19 protein-coding genes are annotated in these 17,379 nt (G+C 69.0%); 13 read left to right on the top strand and 6 right to left on the bottom strand.

All coding sequences use genetic code 11. The features are described from left to right. The first annotated feature begins 11 nt into the window (after positions 1-11). Positions 12-1,304 (top strand): MFS transporter, encoded by a 1,293-nt coding sequence (locus tag HZS54_RS18695; RefSeq protein ID WP_179918579.1) that lies wholly within the window; start codon positions 12-14, stop codon positions 1,302-1,304. Between the two features lie 137 nt (positions 1,305-1,441). Further along, complete coding sequence (locus HZS54_RS18690) at positions 1,442-1,894, top strand: hypothetical protein (protein ID WP_179918578.1); 453 nt, start codon at positions 1,442-1,444, stop codon at positions 1,892-1,894. Positions 1,895-1,915: 21 nt separating this feature from the next. On the opposite strand, the gene gfcR is transcribed toward HZS54_RS18690, so the two are convergent. Beyond that, a complete protein-coding gene (gene gfcR, locus HZS54_RS18685; protein ID WP_179918577.1) occupies positions 1,916-2,551 on the bottom strand; it encodes a transcriptional regulator GfcR in 636 nt (211 codons plus the stop codon). A 140-nt stretch (positions 2,552-2,691) separates the two neighbouring features. Between gfcR and HZS54_RS18680 the strand changes: the two genes are divergently transcribed. From HZS54_RS18680 to HZS54_RS18635, 10 genes are all read left to right on the top strand, one after another. Then, positions 2,692-3,984, top strand: a complete 1,293-nt coding sequence (locus HZS54_RS18680; protein WP_179918576.1) for an HAD family hydrolase — start codon at positions 2,692-2,694, stop codon at positions 3,982-3,984. Positions 3,985-4,137: 153 nt separating this feature from the next. Further along, positions 4,138-5,202, top strand: coding sequence for a Gfo/Idh/MocA family protein (locus HZS54_RS18675; protein WP_179918575.1), 1,065 nt, complete (start codon positions 4,138-4,140; stop codon positions 5,200-5,202). Positions 5,203-5,283: 81 nt separating this feature from the next. Next, positions 5,284-6,381 carry a glucose 1-dehydrogenase gene (locus tag HZS54_RS18670; protein WP_179918574.1) on the top strand — a complete coding sequence of 366 codons (1,098 nt, stop codon included), beginning with the start codon at positions 5,284-5,286 and terminating at the stop codon, positions 6,379-6,381. Positions 6,382-6,489: 108 nt separating this feature from the next. Beyond that, positions 6,490-7,548, top strand: coding sequence for an HTH-type sugar sensing transcriptional regulator TrmB (gene trmB, locus HZS54_RS18665; protein WP_179918573.1), 1,059 nt, complete (start codon positions 6,490-6,492; stop codon positions 7,546-7,548). A 329-nt stretch (positions 7,549-7,877) separates the two neighbouring features. Beyond that, entirely contained in the window at positions 7,878-8,660 is a 783-nt protein-coding gene (locus HZS54_RS18660; protein ID WP_179918572.1) for a helix-turn-helix transcriptional regulator, read from the top strand. A 311-nt stretch (positions 8,661-8,971) separates the two neighbouring features. Then, a complete protein-coding gene (gene fabG / locus HZS54_RS18655; protein WP_179918571.1) occupies positions 8,972-9,715 on the top strand; it encodes a 3-oxoacyl-[acyl-carrier-protein] reductase in 744 nt (247 codons plus the stop codon). Between the two features lies 1 nt (position 9,716). Further along, positions 9,717-11,354, top strand: coding sequence for an acyl-CoA carboxylase subunit beta (locus tag HZS54_RS18650; protein ID WP_246391692.1), 1,638 nt, complete (start codon positions 9,717-9,719; stop codon positions 11,352-11,354). Further along, on the top strand, positions 11,354-11,722 hold the full coding sequence (locus HZS54_RS18645) for a DUF8022 family protein (RefSeq protein ID WP_281377707.1): 369 nt from the start codon (positions 11,354-11,356) through the stop codon (positions 11,720-11,722). The genes HZS54_RS18650 and HZS54_RS18645 overlap by 1 nt, the downstream gene beginning before the upstream one ends. Positions 11,723-11,820: 98 nt before the next feature. After that, on the top strand, positions 11,821-12,972 hold the full coding sequence (locus HZS54_RS18640) for a thiolase family protein (protein WP_179918570.1): 1,152 nt from the start codon (positions 11,821-11,823) through the stop codon (positions 12,970-12,972). Further along, a complete protein-coding gene (locus HZS54_RS18635) occupies positions 12,969-13,346 on the top strand; it encodes a Zn-ribbon domain-containing OB-fold protein (protein WP_179918569.1) in 378 nt (125 codons plus the stop codon). The genes HZS54_RS18640 and HZS54_RS18635 overlap by 4 nt, the downstream gene beginning before the upstream one ends. 118 nt (positions 13,347-13,464) lie before the next feature. Here the strand turns inward: HZS54_RS18635 and HZS54_RS18630 are convergent, their stop codons facing one another. From HZS54_RS18630 to HZS54_RS18620, 3 genes are all read right to left on the bottom strand, one after another. Next, on the bottom strand, positions 13,465-13,947 hold the full coding sequence (locus HZS54_RS18630) for an HTH domain-containing protein (protein ID WP_179918568.1): 483 nt from the start codon (positions 13,945-13,947) through the stop codon (positions 13,465-13,467). 133 nt (positions 13,948-14,080) lie between these two features. Beyond that, on the bottom strand, positions 14,081-14,806 hold the full coding sequence (locus tag HZS54_RS18625; protein WP_179918567.1) for a DUF7547 family protein: 726 nt from the start codon (positions 14,804-14,806) through the stop codon (positions 14,081-14,083). A gap of 82 nt (positions 14,807-14,888) precedes the next feature. Then, on the bottom strand, positions 14,889-15,986 hold the full coding sequence (locus HZS54_RS18620; protein ID WP_179918566.1) for a Gfo/Idh/MocA family protein: 1,098 nt from the start codon (positions 15,984-15,986) through the stop codon (positions 14,889-14,891). 133 nt (positions 15,987-16,119) lie between these two features. Here HZS54_RS18620 and HZS54_RS18615 point away from each other — a divergent pair, with 133 nt between their 5' ends. Then, a complete protein-coding gene (locus HZS54_RS18615) occupies positions 16,120-16,314 on the top strand; it encodes a hypothetical protein (RefSeq protein WP_179918565.1) in 195 nt (64 codons plus the stop codon). A 3-nt stretch (positions 16,315-16,317) separates the two neighbouring features. Here HZS54_RS18615 and dpsA read toward each other — a convergent pair whose 3' ends face one another. Together dpsA and HZS54_RS18605 are read right to left on the bottom strand one after the other, a co-directional pair. Continuing rightward, positions 16,318-16,866 carry a DNA starvation/stationary phase protection protein DpsA gene (gene dpsA / locus HZS54_RS18610; protein ID WP_179918564.1) on the bottom strand — a complete coding sequence of 183 codons (549 nt, stop codon included), beginning with the start codon at positions 16,864-16,866 and terminating at the stop codon, positions 16,318-16,320. A 124-nt stretch (positions 16,867-16,990) separates the two neighbouring features. Then, entirely contained in the window at positions 16,991-17,377 is a 387-nt protein-coding gene (locus tag HZS54_RS18605) for a DUF8048 family protein (RefSeq protein ID WP_179918563.1), read from the bottom strand. Positions 17,378-17,379 lie beyond the last annotated feature (2 nt).

Genomic DNA, 17,379 nt, shown 5'->3' with positions numbered 1-17,379 from the left:
ACCGGTCGATCGTGAGCGACGGCTCGGGCGGCTCGCTGCGGCTGTTCGGTAACGCCGAGTTCGTGGCGCTGGCGGGCACCGCCTTCGCGCGGTCGCAGGCGTACTCGACCATCGCGATCGCGCTGGCGCTGTACGCCGACGAGTTCGCCACTTCCGGGACCGTCGAGGGGCTGTTCGGCACCGCGTTCGCCCTGATCCAGCTGGTCATCGTCCTGCCGCTCGGGCGGAAGATCGACACCGGCAACGCCAAGCGATATCTGCTGGTCGGGCTCGCGCTGAACGTCGCCGTGTTCGTCGGGTTCGCGATGGTCGAGACGGTGAGCCACGTCGTGATCATGCGGGTGTTCCAGGGGCTGGGGGCGAGCCTGCTGTGGATCACCGGGTCGACCGTCGTCGGCGAGATCAGCCCCGACGCCGAGCGCGGGCAGTGGCTCGGCACCTACAACCAGGTCGGGGCGTTCTCCAGCCTCGCCGGCGACCTCGCGGGCGGTATCCTGCTGGCGACCAGCGGATTCACCCTCACCTACAGCGTGCTCAGCGGCGTGACGCTGCTGGCGTTCGTCGGCGTCTACTTCTTCCTCCGGGACGACCCCGGCGGCCAGACCGACCCGGAGGAGGCGACCGGGGTCGAGACGCTGCGGATGCTGCTCGGCCGGGCGGCCATCCGCGCGCTGGTCGTCTTCAGGCTGGGCCTGAGCTTCGGGAAGATGGCGGTCATCCTCTTTCTCCCCATCTACGCGCGGACCCGCTTCGGGATGAACCCCGTCCTCGTCGGCGGCATCCTCGCCGGCGGGAAACTCACCAAGTCGCTGACCCAGGGTATCGTCGGCTCCTACACGGACGAACTGGGCCACAAGCACGTCTTCGTCTTCGTCGGCGCGGTGCTGTACGCCCTCGGCGCGGCGATCATCCCCTTCGCGGAGTACGCCGCCGGGTGGTTCGCGCCGATGACTATCGCGGTGGCGGGCCTGTCGACGACGCTGCCGCCGGCCTTTTTCCCGCTGTTCGGCGCGTTCGCCGTCTGCGGGGTCGCCGACAGCATCCGCCTGCCGGCGAGCATGGCGCTGTTCGTCGAGGAGGGCGAGCACTTCGACGCCGTGGCGGGGAGCATGTCGCTGCGCTCGATCGCCTGGAAGGTCGGCCAGGTCGTCGGCCCGGTCTCGGTCGGCGCGCTGTGGGACGCGACCTCCGTCTTCGCCGCGTTCTTCACAGCCAGCGCGTTCATCGTCGTCGCGGCCGTCGTCTTCTTCGGCCTCTACACCGTCGAACCAGCGCCCGAGGGCGTCGCCGCGGCGGGCGACTGACCGCCCGAGACGGCGGCGAACGGCCGACCGAGAGGCGCCGCCGGCGCCCCCGCTCGGACCTGACGGGAACCCGGTAGTACCACGAGCATGTCACCGGTTGGCACAATGATTTTTACCGTTCCGCACCAAGGGGAAGTATGAGCCAGACCCCCGTCGACGGGTCCGACAGGGAGGGTCGGGCCGTCGGGGACCCCGACCGGGGAACCGAGTCCGACTCGCTGTTCGGTCGTCTCGCCGGTAGACTCCGCTCGGTCGGTCGATCCCTCCGCGCCCGGCTCGGATCGCTGACCGGACAGGCGGACCGCGCGTCGTTCGATCGGACGCCGTCGGTCGACAGCGAAGCCACAGCGGAGCGCGCGCGCTCGGTGCAGTGCGTCGGGCTCACGGAGGAGGTCGTCGAGGGCGACGGCCGCGCGGTCACCGACGACCTCGTCCGCGCGCAGGCGGCCGAGGCGCCCGACCGGGACGGGCCGTCCGAGGACCGCCCGGAACTGGTCGTCAGGTGGACCGACGACGAACTGACCCTGTCCTCGCCCGACGAGCCCGACGCCCACATCACCTCGACGTACTGGGAAGACGTCGAGCCCTGAGCCGGCCGGTCACGGGGGGAGCTACTCTGACTGCCCGACGCGGAGGACCTGCACGAGCGAGTAGACCGGGACGCCCTCGATCTCCTCGACGCCGCGCTTGTCCGTCAGCACCGCGCACGCGACGGGCTCGCCGCCGCGGTCGCGGACGGCCTCGACGGTCTCCGTCATCGTCGTCCCGCTGGTGATGGTGTCGTCGACGACGTAGCACTCGCGGTCGCGGATCCCCGCGAAGTTGCGGGAAAAGGACCCCGATAGCTCCTCGCTCTCGCCGTCGTCCCACTGGTGTTTGCTCGGCGCATACGTGCCGAGATCCGTGTCGAGTTCGCGGGCGACCGTCGTCGCGATGGGCGCGCCGGCCTTCTCGATGCCGATCGTCAGGTCGACCTCCTCGCCCTGTTTGGAGAGCAGGTCGGCGACGGCGCGGCCGACGTGGGTGAGCCGGGCGCTGTCGCGGCCGATGGCGCTCCAGTCGACGTGGATGTCGTGTGGGCTCTGGGACTTCTTGGCGCTCGTCGTGGGCGTCGTGGCGCCGCTGCGCGAGACGAGCCAGGAGGCCGTCTCCTTCGAGACGTTGAGCTCGTCCGCGATCTCTCCCTTCGAGAGGCCCCCTTCGGCCAGCTCCGCCGCGCTGTCGATGAGATCGTCGATGTTCTTCATGCGTCTTACCTGCTCGTTCGCACGCGGGGGTGTTACCCGTTGTGGGTTCCCGTCGCCGTCTCCCCGAGCCGGCCGCGGACCCAGGGACCGCGAGCGCCGATCCCAACCTACACAACGGGCGCCGACGGTAGGTCCGGGTAATGGAACGCTACGACCAGCTCTATCGCCTCTACGAGGAGTTCGACGCCGAACGGCTGCGCGCTCACCAGGCGTTCGTCGACCTCTTCCCGCCGCTGGATTCGCGCGTGGCGCTCACCTACTGGGAGGACGCCAGCGACGAACTCGACGAGCTGCGCGGGGAGATCCGCGACGCCTTCCCCGGGACGGGGGAGACGTACGCCGACGTGGCCGCCCACGCCACCCGCGACCAGGCCTTCGCCGGGCTCGACCTCGCGACGAAGTACGACCGGCCGGTCAACGCCCTGGTCCTCGACGTGGACGAGACGCTGCGCTCGGCGGGCACGACCGACAACGAGATCCCCCGCGAGACGCTGCACCTGCTGACCGAGTTCCACGAGGCCGGCGTCCCGATCGTCGTCTGCACCGGCCAGACCCTCGAGAACGTCAAGGGATTCCTCGGCCAGGGGCTGGGCAACGCCGTCGTCAACTCCGGCGAGGTGAGCGTCGTCTACGAGAGCGGCACCGGCGTGTTCACGCCCGGCCACGGCCCCGAGACCAAGCGCCTGCTGTACGAGGACCTCGACGAGACGGTCCGCGCGGTGTTCGACCGCCTGCGCCAGCGCGTGCTCTCGGACGCCCCCGAGACGGTCGCCCGCGGCTGTCACCTCCAGGGCAACGAGTTCAACGTCACGCTCAAGCCGAACTTCGAGACCGGGAGCGACGACGCCGTCGACGTGGTCGACGACGCGCTCGTCTACCTGCTCGACCTCCTGGGCGTCGTCGTCGCCGAGCGCGTCGAGGGTATCGAGACGGGCGAGCGCGGCGACGACGAGGACGTTCTCGGCGCGGCCGCCGGCGAGTGGACCCGCGCGTTCTACGCGACTCGGGACCCGGAGATCGAAGCGGTGCTCGACGACCGGGGCGAACTGCCGGGCGACGGGGGCCCGGCGGACGTGGAGGTGCCGGCGGCGGTGACGGAGTTCCTCGGCCGCGTGGACGTGGCGTACTACGAGGGCGACGCGGCGGAAGTGGTGAGCCGCGAACTCGACAAGCCCGGCGGGGTCGAGGCGGCGTTCGAGGTGCTGGGCGTCGAGGACCCGTTCGCGCTGGTACTGGGCGACAGCAAGAGCGACCTGCGGGTGATGGAGTGGGTCGCCGAGCGCGACGCGGGGATCGCCGCCGCGCCCGAACACGCGTCGACAGTCGTCCTCGACCACGTCCGGGAGCGCGACGACCTGGTCTTCCCCCCGGGCGACGCCGGCGACGTGCTGCGAACGGTGTACGCGCTCGACAGACTCGTGACAGTGGAGTAACGGCGAATATCGCCGTCGAGCGGTCCCCTACGTCCGGTCGAACCGAACGGAGCGGGCGGTCGTTCGACCGGGGACGGTGTTCACCGACTGATCGCGGGAGATTTACGGGAGTCCGCGTGTAGGTTTCCGTGAGAACCGAACGGAGTCAACACTATGGTCGATATCTCATCTGTCAGACTCGGTATCGTCGGTCTGGGTAACATCGGACACCACCACGCGGAGCGGTTCGTCGACCAGGGGGCCAACCTGGTCGGCGGCGTCGACATCGCGGAGGGGGCTCGGGCCTCCTTCGGCGACGAGTTCGGGGTCGCCACCTACCAGGACCACCACGAACTGTACGACGAGGTCGACGCCGTCGCCGTCACGACCCCCAACAAGTTCCACGAGCAGTACGTGGTCGACGCCCTCGACCGGGGGCTGGACGTGCTCGTCGAGAAGCCGCTGGCCAACACGCTGGAAGCGGCCGAGCGGATCACCGACGCCGCCCACGCGGCCGACGGCTTCTGCATGGTCGGCTTTCACACCCGCTTCGAGAACCCCGTCGAAGTGATCAACGGCTACCGTCAGGAGGGCCGGTTCGGCGACCTGAGCCACGTCGAGGCCAACTACATCCGCCGCCGGGGCGTCCCCGGCCGCGGGTCGTGGTTCACGAGCAAGGAGGTCGCGGGCGGCGGCGCGCTCATCGACATCGGCGTCCACGCCGTCGACCTGTCGCTGTACCTGCTGGGCTACCCCGAGGTCGAGGAAGTCTCGGGGATCACCCGCTCGCAGTTCGGCGGCCGCGACGACTACACCTACATCCAGATGTGGGGCGACGACCAGGGCCCCGAGGGTTTCAACGTCGACGACTCCGCGACGGCGTTCATCCGCTGCGCCGACGACCGCACGATCTCGCTCGAAGTCGCCTGGGCCGTCAACCGCCCGAAGAAACAGGAGTACGTCCTCCGCGGCACCGAATCGGGCGCGACGTTCCGCCCGGGCGAGGGTGTCACCTTCCACGAGTCGGGCGTCCAGGGCGCCGGCCACATGGTCGAGTCCGAGGTCGAGACCCGAAACAACGACGCTCACGCCGCCGAGCAGACCTACTTCCTCGAACACTGCGCGCGCGGCGAGACACCCGACCGCAACACCGTCGACCAGGGCCTCACCGTCCAGCGCGTCCTCTCGGCGATCTACCGCTCCAGCGAGACCGGCGAGGCCGTCCCCGTCGAGGACTGACTTCCGGCCGTTCCCGACTTGGCTTCGAGGGTCGCTGAGGAAAGACTTAACTCGGAATAGAGTACTCTTTTTTACCAACTGATGAAAGCGATCGCTGTCCAGCGGGGCTCGGAGGGGCCGACGGTGATAGAGAAGCCGCGACCGACACCGGGCGAGGGCGAGGCGCTGCTGCGGACGCTCCGGGTCGGCGTCGACGGCACGGACCACGAGGTCATCGGCGGCTCCCACGGCGGGTTCCCCGAGGGCGAGGACCACATGGTGCTCGGTCACGAAGCCGTCGCGGTCGTCGAGGACGCCAACGGCACCGACCTCGACGAGGGCGACGTGGTCGTCCCGACCGTCCGGCGGCCGCCGGCCGACGGCACCAACGACTACTTCGAGCGCGGCGAGCCGGACATGGCCCCCGAGGGCGAGTACGTCGAGCGCGGGATCGTCGGCGAGCACGGCTACATGGCCGAGTTCTTCGCCAGTCCGCCGGAGTACCTGGTCCCGGTCCCGGCCGAGCGCTGGGAGGTCGGCTTCTTCGTCGAGCCGGTCAGCATCACCGAGAAGGCGATGGAACACGCCTACGCCGCCCGCTCGGCCTTCCAGTGGACGCCCGAATCGGCGCTCGTGCTTGGCAACCGGTCGCTGGGCCTGCTCACGCTCGCGATGCTGGAGTACGGCGTCGACAGCGACCGCTCGTTCGCCACCCACGACTTCGAGCGGACCTACTGTCTCGGCCGCCGGGAGCGACCTGACCCGACCGTCGACATCATCGACGAGATCGGCGCGACCTACGTCAACTCGAATCAGACGCCGCTGGAGAGCGTGCCGGAGACCTACGAGCCGATGGACTTCGTCTACGAGGCGACGGGCTACGCGCCCCACGCCTTCGAGACGGTCGAGGCGCTGGCGCCCAACGGCGTCGGCGCGCTGCTGGGCATCCCCGGCTCCTGGGAGTTCGAGGTCGACGGCGGGCGGATCCACAACGAGCTCGTCCTGCACAACAAGGCGCTCGTGGGGACGGTCAACTCACACGTGAAACACTTCGAGGGCGCGGTCGACACGCTGGGTGAACTCCCGGAGTGGCTGCTGTCGGACCTCGTGACGACCGTCGCGACGCCCGACGACGTGGCGCCGGCCTTCGAGTACGGCGACGACCAGATCAAGGCCGTCGTCGAGTTCGACCGGTTGTGAGCGGCGGCGGGTTCGTCGGGGGCGACCGGAGGGGGCGCTCGGCGGGATCGCGCGCGGACTGCGCGAAGGGACAGACTGATTTACTCGGTGGCGAAAGAGGGAACCGACATGGCTGGTGACGACCTCCTCGACTCGCTCGAAGCCGTCTCCGAGCGGTTCAACTTCGGGGAGTACGAGGCCAAGGCGTACCTCACGATCCTCGAACACGGTCAGGTGACCGCCTCCGAGATCGCCGACTACACCGATATCCCCCAGCCGCGCGTCTACGACACGGTCCGCAGCCTGAGCGACATCGGCCTCGTCGAGCTGCAGGAGTCGCGGCCGATGAAGGTGCTGGCGCTCGACCCCGCCGAGGCGTTCGACGACCTCCAGGAGTCGCTGGACACCCTCGTCGACGGCCTCGAACAGCAGTACACCCAGCCGGCCCGCGGCACGGAGGCCGTCTCGCTCGTCAAGTCCCGCCCCACCATCCTCCGGTATCTCTCCGAGGTCATCGACTCCGCCGACTACGAGCTGATGCTCTCGCTGACGCCCGAGCTGCTGGAGCGCTTCGAGAGCCAGCTCCGGCGCCAGTACGACGAGGGCGTCGCCATCGAACTGCTCATCTCGCCGGCGGCCGAAGTCGAAGGCCCCGACGAGTACGACTACGACGACCTCGCCAGCACGGTCAAGCAGCGCCGCGGCGTCACGACGCCCGTCGTCGCCGTCGCCGACGGCCGCTACTCCATCTACGCCACCCGCGAGAGCCTCAAGGGCGACACCGACCGCTACGGCGTCATCTTCGACCGCTCCGAACTCGGTTTCCTCGTCTCGATGTTCATGAACACCGTCCTCTGGACCACCGCCGAGACGGTCCGGACCGACGGCGAGGAGCTGACGTTCCCGCGCCGCTACGGGACGATCCGCCGCGCGATCTCCGACATGGTCGACCTCGACGGCGAGTTCTACGCGACCATCGAGGGCCGGGACGTGCTGACCGGCGAGGAACTGGTCGTCGAAGGGAAAGTCGTCGACGCCAGCATCACCTCCAGCCTCGAGGAGGCGTCGCTCGTCGTCGAGACCGACGAAGGGCGGGTCACCGTCGGCGGACAGGTCGCCGCGCTCGAAGACATCGAGTCCTTCGAGATCCGCATCGGCCGCGACTCCCCGCCGGAACCCGCCGACTGACCGGTCGGTCACCGAATGCCGTTCGACCCGGAGAACACTCGCCAGCGACCGCTCCTCGGCTGGAGGGCCGAAAGAACGCGGGCCGGGACGGACGAACGCCAGTGAGCCGCTCTCCCCCCTCAGGTCGAGAGGCCAGCAGGGACCCTACATCCCCCATCGAACCGCATTGTGTCCTCACTTTCCCAACGGTATAAATCTTGAACTTTTCACCCGGAGAGAATTCCATTCCGCGTGTATCGTTCCGCAAGACGGAAGTAATTCCGAAGGGTATGGAATCCGATAATGGCATCGCGTGACAGTCCCGTTCGACGGCCTCGGGAGGGAGCGAGGTGAGTTCGGAGTCCATCGTCGGCTACGTGCTCGGGTCGTCGGTTCGGACGGACGTGCTGCTCGCGGTCGTCGCCGAGCGGCGGTCGATGGGCGCGCTCATCGACGCGGTCGAGGCGAGCGAGTCCGCCGTCTACAACGCCGTCGGCGACCTCGAACGCAAGGGGCTGGTGCGCTCGCTGGAAACCGGCTGGGCGGCGACGGGGAGCGGGCAGCTGGTCGCGGACCTGCTCGAACAGCAGGGGAACCTCTGTCGGCTGCTCGCCGACGACTACTGGCGCGAACACGACGTGTCCGCGCTCCCGCGGCGGTTCCGGATCAGGCTGACCGAACTCGCCGGCGCCGAGGTGGTCCGCGCCTCGGACACCGACCCCCACGCGGTCGTGAGGGAGGTCCGCGACCGGGTCGAGCGGGCCGGCACGAGCGTCGACATCGTGACGCCGATCTACCAGGCCGAGTACGAGGCCGTCATGCCCGACGCCCCCGACGCGCGGCTGCTCGTCGACAGGAGCGTCGCTCTCGACGCCCTCGAACGCGTCGACTCGCCCGACGAGACCGACCAGTGGACCGAGACCGCCGTCCGCGTACACGACGTGGACGTTGGTATCGCCGTCACCGACGACGAGATCATGCTCTCGCTGCCCACCATCGACGGCCGGTGGGACTCCCGGACGGAGGTTATCGCCGAGGACGACCGCGCCATGGAGTGGGGCCGGGACCTGTTCGAACACTACTGGGACCGCGCGACCCCCAACGACGAGTTCGTCGCCGAGTTCTTCTCGTAGCGCCACCCGCGGCCCGCCGAGCGAACGCCCCGAGGACCGCCGGACACCCGTCCGATTCTCCGATGGTCCCCACCGAACAGCCGCCGACGCGCTCGATACCCACGTGGGAACGATTTCGTGACAGAACGGGTACTCGCGATCCAGATTCGTCCGTTTCGACGTAAATTGACCCTCTTCGTTCGGGTTCTGTTCGGGACAGGTACACGACACTACCGATGCGTTATGTAACCGTTGCAAGGGGAACTATTAACCCGTCTCCGGGGGCCACTGTATCACATGAATCGGGACCGTCGCGAACGGAGGTCGAGGCGATGAACCTGGAGGGCCAGACCTGCCTCGTCACGGGGAGTTCCCGCGGTATCGGGAGAGGTATCGCCGAGGACCTCGCCGCCCGCGGCGCGGACGTCGTGGTCAACTACCGGTCGTCGGCGGCGGAGGCCCAGGCGGTCGTCGAGTCCATCGAGGACGAGGGGGGACGGGCGGTCGCCGCCCAGGCCGACGTGTCCGACTTCGAGGAGGTGCAGGCGATGCGCGAGGAGGTCGTCGACGCCTTCGGGCCCGTCGACGTGCTCGTCAACAACGCCGGCATCACCGTCGACAAGAAGTTCGAGCACATGACCCGCGAGGACTGGGACGCCGTCATCGACGTGAACCTCGGCGGCGTCTACAACTGCACGAAGACCTTCTTCGACGACATCAAGGAGAGCCGCCACGGCCGACTCATCAACATCTCGTCGGTCGTCGGCCAGCAGGGCAACTACGGCCAGGCCAACTACGCGACGACGAAGTCGGGCCTGTTCGGGTTCACCCGCACCATCGCTCTGGAGATGGCCTCCTCGGGGTCGACGGCCAACTGCATCGCGCCCGGGTTCGTCGAGACGGACATGCTGGAGGAGGTGCCCGAGCGCGTCCAGGAGAAGATCCTTCGGGAGATCCCCCTCGACCGGTTCGCCACCGTCGAGGACATCTGCGGGATCGTCTCCTTCGTCGCCAGCGAGGAGTCCAGCTACATGACCGGCCAGGTGATCGGCGTCAACGGCGGGATGGAGTGGTGAGATGAGCCAGGAAGAGACAGACGAGGCGACGGATTCGGAGGCATCGGACGGGACAGCAGAGGGGTCCGGCGGCCAGGAGGCCGACGGCGCCGAGGAAGAGTCGGCGCTCGAAGAGCTGCGCCGGCGCCGCGAGGAGTCCCGCCTGGGCGGCGGCGAGGAGCGCATCGAGCGCCAGCACGCCCGCGGGAAGATGACCGCCCACGAGCGCGTCGAGTACTTCGTCGACGACGGCACGTTCACCGAGGTCGACCCGTTCGTCGAGCACCGGGCGACCGCCTTCGGGATGGACGAGAAGGAGTTCCCCGGCGACGCGGTCGTGACGGGCTACGGCGACGTGAACGGCCGGAAGGTGTTCGTCTTCGCCCACGACTTCACCGTCCTCGGAGGTTCGGTCGGCGAGGTCGTCGCCGACAAGATCTGCAAGGTGATGGATCGGGCCGTCGACGCCGGCGTCCCGGTGGTCGGGCTCAACGACTCCGGCGGCGCGCGCATCCAGGAGGGCGTCGACTCGCTGGTCGGCTTCGCCAAGATCTTCGAGCGCAACACGAAGGCCTCCGGGATGATCCCCCAGATCTCGGCTATCATGGGGCCCTGCGCAGGCGGGGCGACCTACTCGCCGGCGCTGACCGACTTCACGTTCATGGTCCAGGACACCTCCCACATGTTCATCACCGGGCCGGACGTGATCGAGACGGTCACCGGCGAGCAGGTCTCGAAGGAGGAACTCGGCGGCGCGGGCTCCCACTCCACGAAGTCCGGCGTCGCGCATTTCGCCTGCGACGACGAGGAGCAGGCGCTCGACGACATCCGCCGGCTCCTCTCCTATCTCCCGCAGAACAACCTGGAGGACCCGCCGCGAGTGGCCTCGTGGGACGACCCCGACCGGGAACTCGACGGGATCACGGACATCGTGCCGGAGGCGCCGCGCAAGCCCTACGACATGACGAAGGTGATCGACCGCGTGGTCGACGAGGATTCGTTCTTCGAGGTCCACGAGAACTGGGCGCGCAACGTCGTCGTCGGCTACGCCCGCATGGACGGGCGCGTCGTCGGCGTCGTCGCCAACCAGCCCCGCGTCAGCGCGGGGACCCTCGACATCGACGCCTCGGAGAAGGCCGCACGCTTCATCCGCACCTGCGACTCGTTCAACGTCCCCATCGTCTCGCTGGTCGACGTGCCGGGGTTCATGCCCGGCACCGACCAGGAGCACAACGGGATCATCCGCCGGGGGGCGAAGCTCATCTACGCCTACGCCGAGGCGACCGTGCCGCTGCTGTCGGTGGTCGTCCGGAAGGCCTACGGCGGGGCGTACATCGTCATGTCCTCGAAGTTCCTCGGCTCGGACGTGAACTACGCCTGGCCGGCCTCGGAGATGGCCGTGCTCGGCCCCCGCGGCGCGGTCAACATCCTCTACCGCGACGAGCTCCAGCAGGCCGAGGACACGGACGCCCGCCGCCAGGAGCTGATGGACGAGTTCCGCGAGGAGTTCGCCCACCCCTACGGTCCCGCGAAGCGGGGCTATCTCGACGACGTGATCGAGCCAAAGGACACGCGCAAGCGACTCATCGACGACCTGGAGATGCTCGAACGCAAGCGCGAGGACAGCCCGCCGAAAGACCACGGCAACATCCCACTGTAATGGCCGACACAGCACTCTCCGACGGCGAGGAATCGAACGCCGACGCGACCGCCGACGGCTCCGGCGCCGGATCGAGCGGCGAACCGGACGGTGACACCGTGACGCTCACCGTCGACGGCGACGAGGTGTCGGTATCGCTCCCGGCCGATGCCGACGAGGCCGAGGCCGCGGCCATCGCCTCGGCGGTCGGCGCCCACCTCCACGACCGGCGGGTCGCCGCGGCCGCCGCGGCCGCCGCGGACGACGAACCGGACCGGGCGGACGCCTGGACCCTCGCCGGCCGGATGAAGTCGATGGGGCGGAGCCGCTGGCCCAAGGACGTGCGCAAGGGCGAGGAGTGGAAGGCCAGCGCACGCTCGTTCTACTGAGGGGCGCCTCGCGGGAACGGGGGCGACCACCGCCGTTCGACCGTCCACCGACCCTCGCCACCGTAACACCCACATTACAGCCCTCCGAGGGTCCGCACATGACAGTCGCAGTGATCGGCGCGTCGATGACGAAGTTCGGCGAGCGCGACGCCTGGATTCAGGAGCTGATCGCCCAGGCGGGCGAGGCCGCGCTCGACGACGCCGGCATCGAGCCCGACGACGTGGAGCACCTCTACGTCTCGAACATGTCCAGCGGCGAGTTCCAGGGCCAGACGGGGATCATGAACGCCCTCGCACACGACCTCGGCGTCATGCCCGCCTACAGTGAGCGGGTCGACCAGACCTCCTCGTCGGGCGGCGCCGGCATCTACGAGGCCTGGCAGTCGGTCGCCTCCGGGGCGAGCGACATGACCCTCCTGGTCGGCGGCGAGAAGATGACCCACCGCTCGACCGCCGAGTCGACGGACATCATCGCCTCGATCACCCACCCCGCCGAGTACAAGCACGGTCTCACGCTGCCCTCCTTCGCCGGCATGACCGCCCGGCACTACCTCGAACGGTTCGACGCGCCGCGCGAGTCGCTCGCGAAGGTCGCGGTCAAGAACCACAGGAACGGCGTGGACAACCCCCACGCGCAGTTCCGGAAGGAGATCGACGAGGAGACCGCCCTGGAGAGTCCGATCGTCGCCGACCCCCTCCGGCTGTACGACTTCTGTCCGATCACCGACGGCAGCGCCGGGATGGTGTTCACGACCGAGGAGCGCGCGAAGGAGATCACAGACGACTACGCTGTGATCTCGGGGATCGCCGGTGCCACGGACACCCACGTCGTCCACGAACGGGACGACCCGACCGTCATGGGCGGCGTCGTCGACTCCAGCGATCAGGCCTACGAGATGGCCGGGATCGGCCCCGACGATATCGACGTGGCGGAACTCCACGACATGTTCACCATCCTGGAGTTCCTGCAGATGGAGGGCTGTGGCTTCGCCGAGCAGGGCGAGGCCTGGAAGCAGGTCGAGGAGGGTCGCACCGAGAAGGACGGCGAACTGCCGATCAACACCTCGGGCGGGCTGAAATCGAAGGGGCACCCGCTCGGCGCCAGCGGGGTCGCACAGGGCTACGAGATTTACAAACAGCTCGTCGGCGAGGCGGGACCGCGGCAGGTCGAGGCCGACACCGGTCTCGCCTGCAACGTCGGCGGGTTCGGCAACTGCGTCATCACCACCATCATGGAGGCAGGACAATGAGCTTCGACGCCCACGTCTGCGAGAACGGACACGTCACCTACCCGGGACACACGCTCTGTCCCGAATGCGGGGAGAAACAGACCGACACCCTGGACCTCGCCGAGCGCACCGGCGAGGTCGTCACCTGGACGAAGTCGACGGCGACTCCGCCCGGCGTCCGCGCGCCGAACACGATCGCGATCGTCCAGTTCGACCTCGACGGGGAGGACCTGACCGACGACTACGTCCGCGCGGTCGGGCAGGTCACGACCGACGAGGTCGAGACCGGCGACGCCGTCGAGCCGATCTACGTCGAGGAGTTGCGCGACCCCGAGGCGGGCATCAAGGTGCCCGAGAGCCAGGACTGGGACGGCTACCGGTTCGAGCCGGTCTGAGCGCGGTCGGACGCGTCTCGCGATCGGTCTTCTGCGGAGAATCCGGGCCGGCGGGAGGCCGGCCCACCTCGCCGGGTGGCAGGGGTGTGGGTGGTTGCGGTGACTGACAGCAGGGGGATCAGTCGGCGGGCGCGACGGGGGCGCGGTCGCCGACGGGATCGCCGGAGTCCCCGGCGAGGGCAGACAACCCATCCGCTACCGAGCGGTACTCCTCGCCGACGGCGTGCGGGTAGACGGCGACGAGGTCGCCGTCGTCGTAGACGGCGAGGGTGATCGCGGGGAAGACCAGCCAGTCGCACAGCTCACCGGTGTCCGCGGCGTAGCACTCGCGCGTCGCGAAAAACGGCCGCAAGCGCGCGCCGCGGTCGCGCGCCCACCGCGAGAACGCCAGGTAGCGGTCCCGCGCCGCTACGTCCGCCGGGTCCTCGCGGCGGATGCGCTTCGGGCAGGTCGTCACCTCGAACGAGTCGACCTGCCCCGCCGCCTCGAGTTCGCGCAGTCGCTCGGCGAGCCGGTCTCGCTGGCGCGCCGCCGGCTCCGGGAGCGTCTCCCTGAGCGACAGCACGACGCGCCGGTCCCCCCTCCGCTCGGTTGGCGTCATGGGTACTCGAAGTACACACGCCGAGGATAATAAATCATTATGTTTTTCGACCTATGTTAATTCGAACGGCCGTTCGGCGATACCGTTCGGGACTTCGAGCAGCGGGAAAACCGGTTCGACGGGTCGGCGCGGGCTACTCGCGGTCGGGGTCGTCCGGGGGGTCGCCGTCCGGCGACGAGTCCGCGGACGACCCGTCTTCGCTCCCGTCGCCGCCGTCGTTCCCGTGATCGTCGCCCTCACCGTCGATGGGGGCGCCGTCGGCGTCCGGCAGCTCGTCGAGGTCGCGCTTGATCGACTCCAGTTCGGCGTCGACGTCGACCGAGACGGCGTCGTCGGTGTCGTCTCCCTCGTCGTCGAGCGGGGACGGCTCGTCGGCGGCGTCCGTCGTGTCCGAGTCTGTCCCGTCCTCGGAGGAGGTGCTCTCGCGGATCCGCCGCTGGATCTCCGCGCGCAGTTCGCGGGCGTCGTCGAGTAGCTCCGCGGCCTCGTCGTCGTTCGGTCGGCCCTCGACGGCGTCCTGGAGACCGACGAGCGCGTCGTCGAGCCGCGAGAGCGTCGACTCGCTGGCCGATTTGGCGCGGTCGCGGAGCTGTTCGGTCTCGCGGCTGGCCGTCTCGGCGCCGTCGGCGAGCCGCAGCGCGCGCTGGAGGAGCCGGAGCGCGCGGATGTTCGTCTCCAGGACCAGGATGAACCCGGGGATCGCGACCTCGCTGGTGAACCGGCGCAGGTCCCGCGGGGTCGGGAGGCGCGGCCCGTCGTCGGGCCGCGGGGGCTCCAGTTCGTCCTCGAGCTCGCGGAGCGTCCGGACGAGGTCGGCGACCAGCCGCGCCAGGTCCTCGTCGGAGGAGTCGTCTGCCATGTCCCGTCCTTCGTGGGCCGACGGAAAAAACGTCACCACTCGCGAGACAGGCGACCGACAGGACTGGGCGGGCCGGAGGACGTTACGGGTCCACGTCGGGGAAGTCGGCGGGCAACGGCGCGGGACGGCCGGGGTCGGAGTCGATGGTCGCGAAGGCGCTCTCTTCGGAGGAGCTCCGGACGGCGGCCATCACGTCGAGGACGTGCCCGGCGAGCGCGCCGCCGGTGCGGTGCTCCCAGTCGCCGCGGACGGCGAACGCCAGGTCCGCCACTCCGGCGCCGCGACCGGCCGTGTACTCGTGGGTCAGCGGGACCGTCTCCCAGTCGTCGTCCGCGTGGTCGCGCACCCGGACCGGCCCCTCGAAGTGGTTCGGGTCGGGCAGCGCCAGGGTCCCCTCGGTCCCGTAGACCTCGAAGGCAGGGGAGGGGAACGTCGACGCCTCCACGTCGAAGCTCATCAGCAGGTTCGCCGTCGCGCCGCCCGCGAAGTCGACGATGCCGGCCTCGTGGGTCGGCACCTCTACGTCGATCTCCTCGCCCTTCCGCGAGTCGCTCCCGATGGTCCGGGTCTCGTGGGGCCGCGAGACGGAACCGGCCACGCGCTCGGCGCTCCCGAGCAGAAAGACGAGCGCCGTGAGGTAGTACGGCCCCATGTCGAACAGCGGGCCGCCGCCCTCCTGGTAGTACAGGTCGGGATTCGGGTGCCAGAGCTCGTGGCCGGGCGAGGTCCAGTGAGCGGTCGCGCCAACCGGCTCGCCGATGCGGCCGTCGTCGAGGACCTGCCGCGCCGTCTGGAGCCCCGCGCCGAGGACCGTGTCGGGCGCCGACCCGACGAGCAGGTCCGACTCGGCCGCCCGCTCGCGGATCTCGGCGACTTCCCCGGGCGTCGTGGCGAAGGGCTTCTCCGTGTAGACGTGGTTCCCCGCGTCCAGCGCGTCCGTGATAACCTGGGCGTGGGCGCTCGGCGGCGTCAGGTTGACGACCGCCTCCACCGCGTCGTCGTCGAGCAACTCGTCGACCGCCATCGCCTCGATCCCGTGTTCGGCGGCCGTCTCGCGGGCCAGCTCCGCGTCCAGGTCCGCGCAGGCGACCAGTTCGAAGGCGTCGTGGACGGCGTCCGCCGAGAGATACCGGGAGCTGATGTTACCACAACCGACGAGACCGACCGAGAGCGGGTCCATGGACTGGCCTACGCGAGCGTGGTAATCAATCCCCCGACTCCGGACGGACGCTCCGCCGAACGGATCCGCCCCCGCTCCCGGACCCCGAAACCGACCGCAACCCTTATTTCTTTAGGTACGCCTAATCCGGGATATGGAAACGACGGACGAGTCGGCGGCAGGGGGTCGGTCTCGGGTCGACGAGGTCGATGGGGACGCGCAACCGGACTTCTCCGACTGTCCCGAGGTCGCCGCTCACTCCGCGACGGAGACGCGAACGGTGTTCATCGAGGCGGACAACGGCGACGGCTGGATCGCGACCGACCTGACGGTCGAGCCGCGACGGTAGGGCTCACTGCTCGACGGCTTCAGGCGTGACCAGCGTGTCGTCCTCGAGGTAGTGCTCGACGTGATGAGCGTCCTCCTCGACCTGGACGAGGATCTCGCGGAGGATCTCCGCGGTGGCGTGGTCGCCCAGATCGGCCGCGAGTTCGACGTGCTCGCGGAGGCTCTCGATGTTGTCGCCGTAGATCTCGAGGTCGTGCTCTAGCGACGTACGAATGTCGTACACGTCGTCGCCCTCAAACTCGACGGGAGCTGTCTCGGCGATGTTCACCGGGTTCGAGACGGGCGTCCCGCCCAGCGCCTGCAACCGCTCGGCCATCTCGTCGGCCGCCGCCTCGGCGTGTTCGGCCGCCTCGCCGAGGAAGAGATGCAGGTCGCGGAACTCCGCGCCCTCCACGTTCCAGTGGTGTTTCTTCAGCTGGTGGTAGAGCACGTACGTCGACGCGAGATCCGCGTTCAGCGCCTCGACGACCTGCTCGGCCTTCCCCCGTTCGATGCGCAGCGAGTTCTCCTCGACCGTACCGGCTTCCTGCAGAACGCGCTTCTGAGTGCTCATTGCGTTCCGATCGACGGTCGCTCGCCCCTTATAGATTTCTATTTCGTAAAGTAATTTTTCGTACTACCGAAACTGAGTTTTACATTTGGAATCGAATCATCGCGAGTACCCTCGTCGTGACGGGTCAGGGACGCGTCAACACGAGCGCGGCGTCCCCGTCCAGCCGCTCGGTTTCGACGCCCGCTTCGGACGGGGCGGCCCGCGCCTGCGCGTCGTGAGCCGCCAGGAGGGCCGCGCTCTCCGTCTCGCTCAGGCCGAGGTCGTCGGTGAACTCCGCCCAGACGTGGTCCGGGAGCGCCAGGTAGTACGCGCCCTCGGTCCGCCCGACGAGCGGGTCCTGGTGGAAGTAGTTGCGCCACTCGTAGACGATGTCCTCGACGCCCGGCAGTTCGCGCACGTTCGACTGGTGCGTGCGGACGATGTCGGTCAGTCGCTCGGGCGCCACGCCGTGGTCGGTCGCGGCCGATCCGACGACCGCCTCGTCGAAGGCCGCGAGTTCGTCTCTCGTCATTC

It is taken from the genome of Halosimplex pelagicum (assembly GCF_013415905.1).
In the GTDB taxonomy this organism is placed as follows: domain Archaea; phylum Halobacteriota; class Halobacteria; order Halobacteriales; family Haloarculaceae; genus Halosimplex; species Halosimplex pelagicum.
This window is presented reverse-complemented; position numbering and strand designations above follow the sequence as displayed.

What these genes read in the sequence shown, in the direction of transcription:
- HZS54_RS18620 (WP_179918566.1), bottom strand. Translation starts at nt 15,986, where the DNA reads ATGGACCCGCTCTCGGTCGGTCTCGTCGGTTGTGGTAACATCAGCTCC.
- HZS54_RS18640 (WP_179918570.1), top strand. Translation starts at nt 11,821, where the DNA reads ATGACAGTCGCAGTGATCGGCGCGTCGATGACGAAGTTCGGCGAGCGC.
- HZS54_RS18675 (WP_179918575.1), top strand. Translation starts at nt 4,138, where the DNA reads ATGGTCGATATCTCATCTGTCAGACTCGGTATCGTCGGTCTGGGTAAC.
- HZS54_RS18645 (WP_281377707.1), top strand. Translation starts at nt 11,354, where the DNA reads ATGGCCGACACAGCACTCTCCGACGGCGAGGAATCGAACGCCGACGCG.
- HZS54_RS18635 (WP_179918569.1), top strand. Translation starts at nt 12,969, where the DNA reads ATGAGCTTCGACGCCCACGTCTGCGAGAACGGACACGTCACCTACCCG.
- HZS54_RS18690 (WP_179918578.1), top strand. Translation starts at nt 1,442, where the DNA reads ATGAGCCAGACCCCCGTCGACGGGTCCGACAGGGAGGGTCGGGCCGTC.
- HZS54_RS18650 (WP_246391692.1), top strand. Translation starts at nt 9,717, where the DNA reads ATGAGCCAGGAAGAGACAGACGAGGCGACGGATTCGGAGGCATCGGAC.
- trmB (WP_179918573.1), top strand. Translation starts at nt 6,490, where the DNA reads ATGGCTGGTGACGACCTCCTCGACTCGCTCGAAGCCGTCTCCGAGCGG.
- HZS54_RS18680 (WP_179918576.1), top strand. Translation starts at nt 2,692, where the DNA reads ATGGAACGCTACGACCAGCTCTATCGCCTCTACGAGGAGTTCGACGCC.
- HZS54_RS18630 (WP_179918568.1), bottom strand. Translation starts at nt 13,947, where the DNA reads ATGACGCCAACCGAGCGGAGGGGGGACCGGCGCGTCGTGCTGTCGCTC.
- HZS54_RS18670 (WP_179918574.1), top strand. Translation starts at nt 5,284, where the DNA reads ATGAAAGCGATCGCTGTCCAGCGGGGCTCGGAGGGGCCGACGGTGATA.
- gfcR (WP_179918577.1), bottom strand. Translation starts at nt 2,551, where the DNA reads ATGAAGAACATCGACGATCTCATCGACAGCGCGGCGGAGCTGGCCGAA.
- HZS54_RS18625 (WP_179918567.1), bottom strand. Translation starts at nt 14,806, where the DNA reads ATGGCAGACGACTCCTCCGACGAGGACCTGGCGCGGCTGGTCGCCGAC.
- fabG (WP_179918571.1), top strand. Translation starts at nt 8,972, where the DNA reads ATGAACCTGGAGGGCCAGACCTGCCTCGTCACGGGGAGTTCCCGCGGT.
- HZS54_RS18615 (WP_179918565.1), top strand. Translation starts at nt 16,120, where the DNA reads ATGGAAACGACGGACGAGTCGGCGGCAGGGGGTCGGTCTCGGGTCGAC.
- dpsA (WP_179918564.1), bottom strand. Translation starts at nt 16,866, where the DNA reads ATGAGCACTCAGAAGCGCGTTCTGCAGGAAGCCGGTACGGTCGAGGAG.
- HZS54_RS18605 (WP_179918563.1), bottom strand. Translation starts at nt 17,377, where the DNA reads ATGACGAGAGACGAACTCGCGGCCTTCGACGAGGCGGTCGTCGGATCG.